10 protein-coding genes and 1 pseudogene are annotated in these 13,546 nt (G+C 32.3%); all 11 read right to left on the bottom strand.

Going from position 1 to position 13,546, the window contains the following annotated elements:
• Positions 1–619, bottom strand: a pseudogene (locus N4T77_RS19695) (hypothetical protein); the annotation flags it as partial.
• Between the two features lie 102 nt (positions 620–721).
• Positions 722–1,174 carry a LamG domain-containing protein gene (locus N4T77_RS19690; protein ID WP_261673568.1) on the bottom strand — a complete coding sequence of 151 codons (453 nt, stop codon included), beginning with the start codon at positions 1,172–1,174 and terminating at the stop codon, positions 722–724.
• A 345-nt stretch (positions 1,175–1,519) separates the two neighbouring features.
• Positions 1,520–2,023: a hypothetical protein gene (locus tag N4T77_RS19685; RefSeq protein WP_261673567.1), complete on the bottom strand. Its 504-nt coding sequence runs from the start codon at positions 2,021–2,023 to the stop codon at positions 1,520–1,522.
• 12 nt (positions 2,024–2,035) lie between these two features.
• A complete protein-coding gene (locus N4T77_RS19680) occupies positions 2,036–2,779 on the bottom strand; it encodes an RHS repeat-associated core domain-containing protein (RefSeq protein WP_261673570.1) in 744 nt (247 codons plus the stop codon).
• 149 nt (positions 2,780–2,928) lie between these two features.
• A complete protein-coding gene (locus tag N4T77_RS19675; RefSeq protein WP_261673566.1) occupies positions 2,929–4,209 on the bottom strand; it encodes a LamG domain-containing protein in 1,281 nt (426 codons plus the stop codon).
• Positions 4,210–4,449: 240 nt separating this feature from the next.
• On the bottom strand, positions 4,450–5,706 hold the full coding sequence (locus tag N4T77_RS19670; RefSeq protein ID WP_261673565.1) for a hypothetical protein: 1,257 nt from the start codon (positions 5,704–5,706) through the stop codon (positions 4,450–4,452).
• A gap of 103 nt (positions 5,707–5,809) precedes the next feature.
• Positions 5,810–7,855: an RHS repeat-associated core domain-containing protein gene (locus tag N4T77_RS19665; protein ID WP_261673569.1), complete on the bottom strand. Its 2,046-nt coding sequence runs from the start codon at positions 7,853–7,855 to the stop codon at positions 5,810–5,812.
• A 103-nt stretch (positions 7,856–7,958) separates the two neighbouring features.
• Positions 7,959–8,438 carry a hypothetical protein gene (locus N4T77_RS19660; protein WP_261673564.1) on the bottom strand — a complete coding sequence of 160 codons (480 nt, stop codon included), beginning with the start codon at positions 8,436–8,438 and terminating at the stop codon, positions 7,959–7,961.
• Between the two features lie 117 nt (positions 8,439–8,555).
• Positions 8,556–8,840, bottom strand: a complete 285-nt coding sequence (locus N4T77_RS19655; RefSeq protein ID WP_261673563.1) for a DUF6881 domain-containing protein — start codon at positions 8,838–8,840, stop codon at positions 8,556–8,558.
• A 165-nt stretch (positions 8,841–9,005) separates the two neighbouring features.
• A complete protein-coding gene (locus N4T77_RS19650) occupies positions 9,006–9,254 on the bottom strand; it encodes a hypothetical protein (protein ID WP_261673562.1) in 249 nt (82 codons plus the stop codon).
• 16 nt (positions 9,255–9,270) lie between these two features.
• On the bottom strand, positions 9,271–13,546 hold a 4,276-nt coding region (locus tag N4T77_RS19645), incomplete at its 5' end, for a LamG-like jellyroll fold domain-containing protein (RefSeq protein ID WP_315903188.1).

Raw genomic sequence — 13,546 nt, 5'->3', positions numbered from 1 at the left:
AAGCGATTCGCACCAAATCAGAGATTTGGGCTCTCTGCTTATCTACACCATTTAAATTCATACTTACAAGGTCATCTGCATTATCATATCTGTAATAAATCCTATCTTTTATTACATGACTAGCATCTTCAGTATATTCATAGGTTACCCTATCCCCTATTAGGTGAAACTTTGTAGTAAATCCATTTACTCTCTTATGTGTTCTGATACCTGCATCGTTATACTTAAAGAATGCATTGATATCACTACCTACAATGGAGGTTAATCTTCTTCCTTCTTCCCAACTGTAGGTATAGCCAGCATAGGTCTTAAGATTGCCTATTGTATCATAAGTTATCTCATTTTTATTATAATGTGTCAGTTTATCCTTCCAAGGTGTTTCATATAGATAGCTTATAGGAACCTGCGAAACACCATTTATTATTTCCTGCTTACTACTTATATTTCCGCCGCTATCATAAGTGTATATTACAGTTTTATTTAGAACTTCGTTCTCTTCCTTTATAAGCTCATTTAATTCGTTATAGGAATATCTAATGTTCTTTCCGTTTTCAAGAATTCTAGTTATATTTCCATTTTCATCATACCAATAGTTTATAGGAGCAAGTTCATTTTGCACAGAGGATAACCTATTTACTGTTGCTCCTTCTTCTTTACCAGTGACAGATACATAGGCATACTGAGTTTGAAAACTGGTACGTCCTATATTTATTGTCTTTCTCTATAGTCTGCCAAGATTATCATAAGAATATCTCACTGATTTGTTGGTGTACAGTGAAAGTATCTCCCCTTCCGTTAAGTCTGAGGATGAATAATTGAAGTTTCTAATTAATCCATTCAGTGAATAATTTCCACTTATATTACTTCCAATAGCTGTCTTTAGTTTACTAAAATCTTTGAAATCTGTGGTTTGCCACTTATAAATACTATGATTTAGATAGAGCTTACCAGTTAAAGTCAAGTTTCCTGGATCAAACTGCCAGCTTACTGCAACAAAGTACCATGTATTATATTTTAAGGTTTCATCTGTAGTTATTATATTTGTAAAACCTTTACTGCCTATTACTGCAAGATTTACTTTTTGGTCTTTATCTATATAGAGGTTAAATAGTTCAGTGGGTCCTTCAGTGCCAATTATCATTCTTGAGCCAGTATTGTTTCTTCTATTTACCAATGCTGTTATAACATTGTTCTCATTCTGTTAACATACCCCGTGGTATTTTGCGAAAGGCTTGCCTTGAGCTTGCTACTGTTTTTGTTTCTCCATATGTTTCGCATTTAAGTTCTATGGGACTTTCCTCTAAATAACCACACTGAAATGTTTTTTAAGCTAAAAGAAAAAATTCTATCAGATGAATTCCTTAAAGAAGCTTATCTGATAGAATTTCTTAATTAATTTTACACATTTATTAATATATTACAATAATATTTTTTTCTCAAACCCAACTAGTTCCTACCAAAATTTATACAATAAAGCTAAACTAATCTACTCTGATAACTCCTTCTCCATACAACTGAATTATTGAAAAAATACAATCACATCTTCTGCTATTTTCATTATATACTCAATAGTGATGTTCTTCGCTTTACAGGTTAACCTATTAGAAAAGATTATTTTTTCTTCATTAAATGTCCCACTACAAAAATGCCAAAATACCCCAAATAGTCCCACATTATATTCATATTTTAAAACATTTATTATTTCAATCCATCTTAGTGCATCCTCTTTATACTTTAGTTTTCTTTCTTGGAACTCATCAATAATTGATTGTGCTAAAGATACCTCTTCAATATTTTCACATAGCGAAGATATATCTTTAGTATATAAGTCATATGCACCTATTCCTGTAAGACTATCACATCCAGTTTCAGTCGCCTGTAAAAATACTTCATCATTATGAAGCTGATTGCTAACGTACTTATTGTTAACCTCTATAAGACTTAAATTATACTTATTCTTAAAATTTTCCAAAAGCTTCAAATCATAATCTTTTGGAAAAACTATTCCTATCCTAACGCTCATATTATTCCTCCCTTATTTAAATAAAGTCACAAAGTTTAGATTAGGATCATCCCCATAGAATACATGCCCTCTTGCCGCATAGGAAATAGGATGATAGTGCATAGCATTTAATGGATTTCCGTCATTCGTTGGTCCAGTAAAGCCTCCACCAACAGATTTAGACAGGATTTCAGCATCCACTGCACTATGAGCATATACATCTCCACCAATATCCAATATCATTTTTGCTGATTGTAAGTTCAATGGTTGATCAACATAAACATTTGCTCCCAGGTGAGTTGCTTTTGCTCGCAAATACGTTGGATTTTGATTCTTAGTATTCGTTGTTGCAATATCCTTAACCTTTGATTTGCTCTTACTAACAGCCTTATTCCTAGCCTTATAATTTGAAATGGCATTATTTATAGTATTACTTATAGACTTATTTTGCCCACTGATATTGTAGTTAACCACTGCTACTATTACTAGTGCCACTGCAAAAACATACTGATTAATTTTACTAAGAATTGATATTAAGGAATATCCACTTGGATCTGTATTGTTAACAGGGTTATTTTTGCAATACGCAAATACATTATGAGATAATAAGTCACCTCTGCTTCCGCCTAATGCATCAGCATTCAAGTATCTGCCCCATTCAGGGTTGTAATATCTTGAATTTAAATAGTAGAGTCGAGTCTCGCTATCAAACCTATAGCCCCTATACCTATAAGGATTCTTGTACCCAACATGCTCCTTATTATTGGTTACATCAATACCTTTTTCATCTCTAATACTAACAAGCTTTCCCCAGCTATCGTATATATAGCTTACTACCTTAGTACCTCTACCATCAATCAGCCCAATAATGTCTCCCTGACCATTCCTTATATAAACAAAGGAAGCTCTACAGCGGAGCTGAAGAGCTAAGCGATTCGCACCAAATCAGAGATTTGGGCTCTCTGCTTATCTACACCATTTAAATTCATACTTACAAGGTCATCTGAGTTATCATACCTGTAATAAATCCTATCTTTTATTACATGATTAGCATCTTCGGTGTATTCGTAGGTCACTCTATCCCCTATTAGATGATATTTTGTAGTAACTCCATTTACTTTCTTATGTGTTCTGATTCCAGAATCGTTGTATTTAAAGAAGGCATTGATATTATTACCTATAATGGATGTTAATCTTCTTCCTTCTTCCCAACTGTAGGTATAACCGGCATAGGTCTTAGGGTTTCCTATTGTATCATAGGTTATCTCATTTTTATTATAATTTGTCAGTTTATCTTTCCAAGGAGTTTCATATAGATAGCTTATAGGAATTTGCCAAATACCATTTATTTTATCCTGCTTACTGACTATATTCCCTCCGCTATCATAAGTGTATATTACAGTTTTATTTAGGATTTCGTTATCTTCCTGTATAAGCTCATTTAATTCGTTATAGAAATATCTAATATTCTTTCCGTTTTCGAGAATTCTAGTTATATTTCCATTTTCATCATACCAATAGTTTATAGGAGCAAGTTGATTTTGCACAAAAGATAACCTATTTACTGTTGCTCCTTCTTCTTTGCCAGTGACAGATACATAGGCATATTGAGTTTGAAAATTGGTACGTCCTATATTTATTATCTTTCTCTGTAGTCTGCCAAGGTTATCATAAGAATATCTCACTGATTTGTTGGTATACAGTGAAAGTATTTCCCCTTCTGTTAAGTCTGAGGATGAATAATTGAAGTTTCTAATTAATCCATTCAGTGAATAATTTCCACTTATATTACTTCCTATAGCTGTCTTTAGTTTACTAAAATCTTTGAAGTCTGCAGTTTGCCACTTATAAATACTATGATTTAGATAGAGCTTACCAGTTAAAGTCAAGTTTCCCGGATCAAACTGCCAGCTTACTGCAACAAAGTACCATGTATTATATTTTAATGTTTCATCTGTAGTTATTATATTTGTAAAACCTTTACTGCCTATTACTGCAAGATTTACTTTTTGGTCTTTGTCTATATAGAGGTTAAATAGTTCAGTGGGTCCTTCAGTGCCAATTATCATTCTTGAACCAGTGTTATTTCTTGTATTTACCCATGCTGTCATGGTTCCTGATTTTTTATCTATACCTAAATCATAAATTACTTTTGTCCCTGGATATGCATAAAGAGCTCCTTGATCATTTTCGTCTTTTCCAAACATAGGGGTTTCCTCTGCCGGAGTTTTTCCATTACTTCCAGTAGTACGGCCATGGGGTCTGACCCCATGGCAGAAAACTGGAAACAGTTTTCTGCTTGCTACAAAAAGCCATCAACCTTTGTTATCGCTTAGGTTGGTGGCTTTGGGATTTAATCCTTTGTCAGAAAACCAGAAAGAGTTTTCTACTTACTATATGAACAAGTTTTTTAATATCCGCCTTATGTTGAACCACTTACTGAATTTTTAGCATATAATTAATATATTATCTTCTTTGAATACATATGGTTTTCCTTGAATCTTTTTCATCAACCTACCATTACTTCTATCATATATATTAGAATAGAAATTTAATTTACCATCCTGTATATTGACTTCCTCTGTAATTATAATATCTGGCTCCATAATATTTAGAGAATTAAATGGTATTTTTATGGCTCTTTTATTATCCCATGACTTCCCACTTAGTTCTACATAACAACTTAATTTATCATCATAGAAATATCCAGTAGAACCATCTAAAGTTATCCCACTAAATATCCAATTACTTTCAAATCTTTTCCTTTCATATTCTTTTGTAATTATGTCATATATAGCAATTTCAGAGATATTTTCATTAAAATACTCAACTTTATAATATATCTTATTCTTGTTAGTATGAATAAATCTAACTATTCCTTCTTGTCCTACAGTCTCAATTATTTGGTATGAGAGTGTTTCTTTATCTTGTTTTATTTCATTTATAAATATTTCTAGTGGAATCAAATAGATAGAATCAATAGCACCTCTCACATCATTACAACTTGTTTTTTCAGGGTTATAAATATATTCGTACTTATCAGCTTCATTATAAAGTGCTGAGCTAATCAAAATATACTCTCTATTGTTAACTTTAAATGTTCTTATTGATTCTATACCATGTTTAAATAAAGAGTTATCCTTAACTTCATAATTTCTTTTTTCATTAACATCGTATACAAATAATTTAAATTTATTACAATTGTCTAAGTAATTATAATACTCATCGTATGAATTAATTTCATCAATCTTATACACTAAAAAATCTTTATTTAAAACATATAATTCTAGTGAAGCTATCATACAATCAACCTTTATTTGTTTTTCTTCATTTGTTAATAAACTAGTGGGAACATATCTTTGCAATTTAACGGATAGTAATCTTTCTTCAGTCCCAAAGTCGTTATCTAATTTAAAAAAAACAGAATAAAACTTCCCATCTTTTTCTTCAATAGCTCTATAATATAAAGCTGAACAGTCCCTATCATAAAAATACTCTATTATTGGAGCTGATGTATTAATAAGTTCTAACGAATTATTTATCAAATTATATTTATAAAATCCATCGTAAAATGTATTGAAATTCCTCCCTTGATTGTTATTACTAATATTCTGTCTAATAATATATACATGATTCTTATATATAAATAGTGGTAAATAACTAATAAATTCATCATTTACTACCTTTAATTTTATAATATCCATATATCCCTCCAATTATTATGCATTTATAATTCTAAACTTTTAGTAGATAAGTAACATAAAACTCTATTAAAATAGAGCCTTATGTCACTTAAAATCAACAAAATTATTCTTTTATTTTTGGTAAATCAAAAAAAATATGAACATATCCTCTATCTGGTCTTGTTGTACCACTATGATAATGATAAAAGTATACTCCTCCGTATACACTTTTTTCACTATTAATATGATTTTGTATCTTGTTGGGATTTCCACCTGTTGTCAAAGCTAGCATTCTCGCATTATTCTGAGTAAAAGTATAAACATCATTTCCACCACGGACATGTATTTGAGCCTCAGCTATATCCATTGGTTTCAAGAAATCTATTACAACTGTATTTTTTCTATAGTCTACATGTGCAGGGTAATATTTATTACTTTTTCTGTTACTCATAGGTATATTAATAGGAGTACTTTTAGATATTGGTTTTTGCGTTGATTGTTTTTCTTTAGACTTAAATGGCTTTTTAATTGGGAGTGACGGTGCTGGAATAACAGATCGAGATTGTAGTGATTGAACAACAACAGCTGTAATCACAAAAAAAGCAGCATATACAAACGCTTTAAATCTACTTAAAACTCCACTTCTCCAGTATCCATTAGGGTCATACATATTAATAGGATCATTTTTACAATAGCAAAATACATTATGTGATAATAGATCTCCCACCTGACCTCCTATCACATCAGCATTCAAGTATCTCCCCCACTCTGGGTTATAATATCTTGAATTTAGATAATATAATTCTGTTTCACTATCATACCTATAACCCCTATACCTGTAAGGATTCTTGTACCCAACATGTTCCTTATTACTAGTTACATCAATACCCTTTTCATCTCTAATGCTAACAAGCTTTCCCCAGCTATCGTATATATAGCTTACTACCTTAGTACCTCTACTATCAATCAGCCCAATAATGTCTCCTTGACCATTTCTTATATAATAATATTCTACACCATTTAAATTCATACTTACAAGGTCATCTGAGTTATCATATCTGTAATAAATCCTATCTTTTATTACATGATTAGCATCTTCAGTGTATTCATAGGTCACTCTATCCCCTATTAGGTGAAACTTTGTAGTAACTCCATTTACTCTCTTATGTGTTCTGATACCTGCATCGTTATACTTAAAGAATGCATTGATATCACTACCTACAATGGAGGTTAATCTTCTTCCTTCTTCCCAGCTGTAGGTATAACCAGCATAGGTCTTAGGATTGCCTATTGTATCATAAGTTATCTTATTTCCATTATAATGTGTCAGTTTATCCTTCCAAGGAGTTTCATATAGATAGCTTATAGTAGTCTCAACACCATTTATATTTTCCTTCCTATTAGATATATTTCCTCCGCTATCATAAGTGTATGTTATAGTTTTATTTAGAAGTTCGTTCTCTTCCTGTATAAGCTCATTTAGTTCGTTATAGGAATACTTAATATTCTTTCCGTTTTCAAGAATTCTAGTTATATTTCCATTTTCATCATACCAATAGTTTATAGGAACAAGTTCATTTTGTACAGAAGATAACCTATTTACTGTTGCTCCTTCTTCTTTACCAGTGACAGATACATAGGCATACCGAGTTTGAAAACTGGTACGTCCTATATTTATTGTCTTTCTCTGTAGTCTTCCAAGGTTATCATAAGAATATCTCACTGATTTGTTGGTGTACAGTGAAAGTATCTCCCCTTCTGTTAAGTCTGAAGATGAATAATTGAAGTTTCTAATTAATCCATTTAGTGAATAGGTTCCACCTATATTACTTCCTATAGCTGTCTTTAGTTTACTAAAATCTTTGAAATCTGTGGTTTGCCACTTATAAATGCTATGATTTAGATAGAGCTTACCAGTTAAAGTCAAGTTTCCCAGATCAAACTGCCAGCTTACTGCAACAAAGTACCATGTATTATATTTTAAGGTTTCATCTGTAGTTATTATATTTGTAAAGCCTTTACTGCCTATTACTGCAAGATTTACTTTTTGGTCTTTGTCTATATAGAGGTTAAATAGTTCAGTGGGTCCTTCAGTGCCAATTATCATTCTTGAACCAGTGTTATTTCTTGTATTTACCCATGCTGTCATGGTTCCTGATTTTTTATCTATACCTAAATCATAAATTACTTTTGTCCCTGGATATGCATAAAGAGCTCCCTGATCATTTTCATCTTTTCCAAATACAGGAGTTTCCTCTGCCGGAGTTTTTCCATTACTTCCAGTAGTACGGCCATGGGGTCAGACCCCATGGCAGAAAACTGGAAACAGTTTTCTGCTTGCTATAAACCTCAATCTGAAACGGAAATGTTGGATTTTCTATATATTTTTTGAATCCAGATAGAACTTTATCTAGTTCAACATCTCCTTCTAAAGGGATTAATAGATTTTTATTCATAAGTTTTGCCAGCTCTCTATACTTCTTTTCATGGAATTCCAAACTTACACTTTGTCTGTTAAGAGTACTAGCTAATCCTAACGTAATCACAGGAAAAGGTCGTACTAAATTATGAACATGAAATGTGGGAATATAACTGTTATTCCCTGACTTAACTTCAAGCAAAATTCCGACCAATATTGGGCCTATTCTATTTATCAAATGCATAGGTTTATACACACCCAGTGAAGGAAATAATTCGTTCCAATCTTGCGTAATTCTTTTTTTATCTGCAATTGTTAACTTACTCAACGTCATGGGTTTACCTCCATAATTCTTATAATATTTGATGAGCCGTTACCTAAAATTTTACTTTACTATAGTATAAAAAGGTGGAACACTATATTTTATTAGCTGCTCCACCTTAACTTACCTTTATTTATTCAGTTGCATTCTTTTTAACCACACTTCTTCAAATTCATGTTTATCTATTTCCATGGGCTTGAATTGATTATCTAAAGCTATTTCTGACAAAGTTGGTAATGGTTCTTCTGATAATCTTGTTCCTCGGAATTCAGTATTTAAGTCCGCATATCCTATTTTATTATCCCTATAAATTTCAACTTTTCTTATCTCATTATACTTATTATCAATTTCTGAATATATAATAATTGGTTCATTTTGTAAACTATGAATCCATTCTACCTTCAAATACTTCATTCTTTATCACTTCTTTATTTTATAAAATCTCTAAAACTAATTATAATCTCAATTATTCCAAATGAAATTCTTCTTTAGAATACTATTAAGTTTCAAAAAACAGTACTTTTGTAAAGCACCGTTTTTTATAACTTAATAATTTAAACCAATAGAATTTAGGTTCTTTTATTTATAACTAATATATTTTTCCCATCCTTTAGAGCATACTTCTTCAAATGTTGGAACAGTAACCATACCATATAGATCATGTGTACCAACCTTTAAATCTAATGCATCTTTTGGAGATTCCCACTCCGTTTCACATTCTAAGCAACATACATATAGTTCATTTGTATCAATTGCTTTTACTATTTCAATCCATCCTTGAGTACAAATTGGACACCACCTAATCCTGTACTTACCGAAGCTCTCCATTGCATCTCCTCCATTTTTATGGCAATAATAGATTTATATTATAGTTCCCACCCATACCAGGATAAGCCGTTATAAGTCTATTTGTTCCCTGTCTTGTAATTATAGTAATATGATTTAAGTTCTGTAATTGTCCTCCATATCCTCCTGCATATCCAGCACCTTGAAATGGTATATGATAAATATCCGCACCTCCAGATGTTATAGGAGTGATATTTTTTGCATTTATCCAAGCATTATTTATCATTTTAACTGGATCTCCGTAAAAAATTCCATGTTCAGGCTTTTGCAAATTATTTATTGTATGTTTTCCAACATGCTCAAATCTAGTTTCTCCATGTTTACTTATAATACTCCAATCAAGACTACTATCATTACCACTTCTTGAAAATCTTATATAACCTTTGGATTTAATCTTTCCAATTCCTGATATACTTTTTGAAACTCTACTTGCCACCTGAACAGCTCTCTGTCCAACTCTTTGTGCAATCTGAGCACCTCTTGTTATCACCGTAGTTCCCATAGTTACAGCTGCTGCAAAAGTTGCTGGCGAAGCTATAGCTACTATTGCAGCAACTACAACGACTGCCGCAACTGCTGCCAAAGCCCATTTAACCCATCCTGATAAATATCCGTTTGGATCAGTCATGTTAATAGGGTTATTTTTGCAATACGCAAATACATTATGAGATAATAAGTCACCTCTGCTTCCGCCTAATGCATCAGCATTCAGGTATCTCCCCCACTCTGGGTTGTAATATCTTGAATTTAAATAGTAGAGTCGAGTCTCGCTATCAAACCTATAGCCTCTATACCTGTAAGGATTCTTGTACCCAACATGCTCCTTATTATTAGTTACATCAATACCATTCTCATCTCTAATACTAACAAGCTTTCCCCAGCTATCGTATATATAGCTTACTACCTTAGTACCTCTACTATCAATCAGCCCGATAATGTCTCCCTGACCATTCCTTATATAGTAATATTCTACACCATTTAAATTCATACTTACAAGGTCATCTGAGTTATCATATCTGTAATAAATTTTATCTTTTATTTCATGATTAGCATCTTCGGTGTATTCATAGGTTACTCTATCCCCTATTAGGTGAAACTTTGTAGTAAATCCATTTACTCTCTTATACGTTCTAATTCCTGCATCGTTGTATTTAAAGAAGGCATTGATATCACTACCTACAATGGAGATTAATCTTCTTCCTTCTTCCCAACTGTAGATATAACCGTCATAGGTCTTAGTATTGCCTATTGTATCATAAGTTATCTTATTTCCATTATAATGTGTCAGTTTATCCTTCCAAGGTGTTTCATATAGATAGCTTATAGGAGTCTGCCAAACACCATTTATCTTTTCCTGCTTACTACTTATATTTCCACCGATATCATAAGTGTATATTATAGTTTTATTTAGAGCTTCGTTCTCTTCCTTTACAAGCTCATTTAATTCGTTATAGGAATACTTAATATTCTTTCCGTTTTCAAGAATTCTAGTTATATTTCCATTTTCATCATACCAATAGTTTATAGGAACAAGTTCATTTTGCACAGAGGATAACCTATTTACTGTTGCTCCTTCTTCTTTACCAGTGACAGATACATAGGCATACTGAGTTTGAAAACTGGTACGTCCTATATTTATTGTCTTTCTCTGTAGTCTTCCAAGGTTATCATAAGAATATCTCACTGATTTGTTAGTATACAGTGAAAGTATCTCCCCTTCCGTTAAGTCTGAAGATGAATAATTGAAGTTTCTAATTAATCCATTCAGTGAATAATTTCCACTTATATTACTTCCAATAGCTGTCTTTAGTTTACTAAAATCTTTGAAGTCTGCAGTTTGCCACTTATAAATGCTATGATTTAGATAGAGCTTACCAGTTAAAGTCAAGTTTCCCGGATCAAACTGCCAGCTTACTGCAACAAAGTACCATGTATTATATTTTAATGTTTCATCTGTAGTTATTATATTTGTAAAGCCTTTACTGCCTATTACTGCAAGATTTACTTTTTGGTCTTTATCTATATACAGGTTAAATAGTTCAGTGGGTCCTTCAGTGCCAATTATCATTCTTGAACCAGTGTTATTTCTTGTATTTACCCATGCTGTCATGGTTCCTGATTTTTTATCTATACCTAAATCATAAATTACTTTTGTCCCTGGATATGCATAAAGGGCTCCCTGATCATTTTCGTCTTTTCCAAATATAGGGGTTTCCTGTATTGGAGTTTTTCCTCTACTTCCAGTAGTATTTGCACTTAGATGAAAATATTCAAAGTTTGGACTGTCTTCTATTACAGCATCATAGAATACTCCCACAGGCTTGTTATCCTTGTCATAACCATATCTTGTTTCATAAAGCTTTTCATCTATTTTTTCCGTTATTATGCTGTGATTATTGCTCATGTCATAGTCAAATTTTGTTGAATATGTCTTTCCGTAACTTGAAGTACCTATATCTTTATCATACTCATCGATTTTAACCAATCTATCTGATAAATCGTAGCTGTATTTATAATCTCTAAAATTTACCCCGTCCTCATGGTATGCTAAATTACCTTCGTTGTCGTATTCATAGCTGTATCTGATTTCATCCTTTTGACTATTATCTAATGTATCTCTGCTAAATTTTCTTTTAGTTACTCTATCTAGCTCATCATACTCCATGGATACTCTTTGATTATTTCCATATTCTGATTTCGTAAGATTACCTGTCTCAGCATCAAATTCATTTCTTATTAAAAGTTCATTTTCAGCATAAACCTCTTTTGTATTTCCTAAACTGTCATATTCAAATCTATAGCTGAAACCATTGTGAGAAATTGTTTTTATTTTATCCTTTTCATAAGTGTAACTGTTAGTAACTATAGTTCCTCTATCCTCTGGCATAACTTTGTTGTAGATATCTTTTATGTCATTATCAATCAAAGCCTTTCTGCTGTATGCAAAGTCATCTAAAGTTCCTGATAAACTGTAGTTTCCGTAAGGATTACTTCCAACAGCGGTAATTGCTCCTGTGAAGTCTTTAAAATCAGTTACAGAGCCAGTATAAGTTCTATTATTAATATATAAAGTACACTGTAAAGTCCTGCTGTAAAATGATGACTCTACAAGCTGCCACTTTAGGGCTATAAAATACCATGTATTGTTGGCTATGGTTATATCATTTGCAGTGATAATATTTTGTCCAGCATTTGACTTGTTTAATGAATTCAAAACTATCTTATTTTGCTCATTTATATACAGATTAAATAAGGCTGTCTTGCTTTCATTTGAAAAAATCATTCTTGTTCCTGCACCTGTAGTGTTAAACCATACAGATAAAGTTCCAGATTTTTTATCTATACCTAAATCATAATAAGACTTTGAATTATCACTTCTGCTTGGACTGTAAGCAGTAAAACTACTACCTTCCTCCATCTGTACAGCATCAAAACCTACTGTATCAGTGCCGCTAACAGCACTTCTTAACATTACAAAAAGACTTTTTGTTCCTACTGGAAGAATGAAGTTTTGACTTATTTTAACCCATCTATCTCCAGCTATATCTTTCTGGTAATTCTTATAACTGACTGCAATTTCAGCTCCGTTTTTATCAAAGCATTGTATTCCTAGTACTGGATTAGCTGCTCCTGTCCTCTTTGAATAGGCACTTAAAGTATATACTTTTGATGAAGTTAAAGCAGTGGATAGTGTAACTAATTGAAAGGCTACAGCATTAGTAGGGTTTCCAGTGGCAGTTCCATCTGAGTCATAACTTTCTAAACAGTAGTTTCCATGTATTCCTCCCGGTACAATTCTCCATTTTCCTGTAGAACCATCCCAATCTTCCAATCTCCAAGAATTGCTGCTATTTTCAAAGGAAGAGTTTACAAGTAAGTTCGCTCCAGCATCAAAAATTGTTCTTGTTCCTTTGCTTCCTACAAGACTTGAACTTAACGGGAATTTTTCGATATTTCTGCTTTCAGTACCCTCCAGGGCTTTAGATACACTTACAAGTCTATTCATATCGTCATAACTGTAAAAAGTCTTGCTCCCTTTTCCATCAGTGGTAGCTGTCAGTACTCCTTTTTCTTCATTGTAATGACTTATTACAGAATTTTCTTCGTTGTCTATTGCTGCTTTCAGGTAATTTCCGCTGATACTATAATTTGCAGTGGACTCCATAAAAAGTTTTTCATTTGTTACATTTGTCTCTGGAGCTTTTTCCACTCGTGACTTCACTGGATTACCGCTGCTGTCATAATCAAAGGAATATTGGACCTTTGTTGCTGAG

The sequence above is a fragment of the Clostridium sp. CX1 genome (assembly GCF_025398335.1).
GTDB lineage: Bacteria > Bacillota > Clostridia > Clostridiales > Clostridiaceae > Clostridium_AM > Clostridium_AM tanneri.
Note: the sequence above shows the minus strand (reverse complement) of the source record. Positions and strands in the feature narration are given on the sequence as shown.

Coding starts and splice junctions, on each gene's coding strand:
- N4T77_RS19685 (WP_261673567.1), bottom strand. CDS start 2,023: ATGAGCGTTAGGATAGGAATAGTTTTTCCAAAAGATTATGATTTGAAG.
- N4T77_RS19675 (WP_261673566.1), bottom strand. CDS start 4,209: ATGTTTGGAAAAGACGAAAATGATCAAGGAGCTCTTTATGCATATCCA.
- N4T77_RS19670 (WP_261673565.1), bottom strand. CDS start 5,706: ATGGATATTATAAAATTAAAGGTAGTAAATGATGAATTTATTAGTTAT.
- N4T77_RS19660 (WP_261673564.1), bottom strand. CDS start 8,438: ATGACGTTGAGTAAGTTAACAATTGCAGATAAAAAAAGAATTACGCAA.
- N4T77_RS19655 (WP_261673563.1), bottom strand. CDS start 8,840: ATGAAGTATTTGAAGGTAGAATGGATTCATAGTTTACAAAATGAACCA.
- N4T77_RS19650 (WP_261673562.1), bottom strand. CDS start 9,254: ATGGAGAGCTTCGGTAAGTACAGGATTAGGTGGTGTCCAATTTGTACT.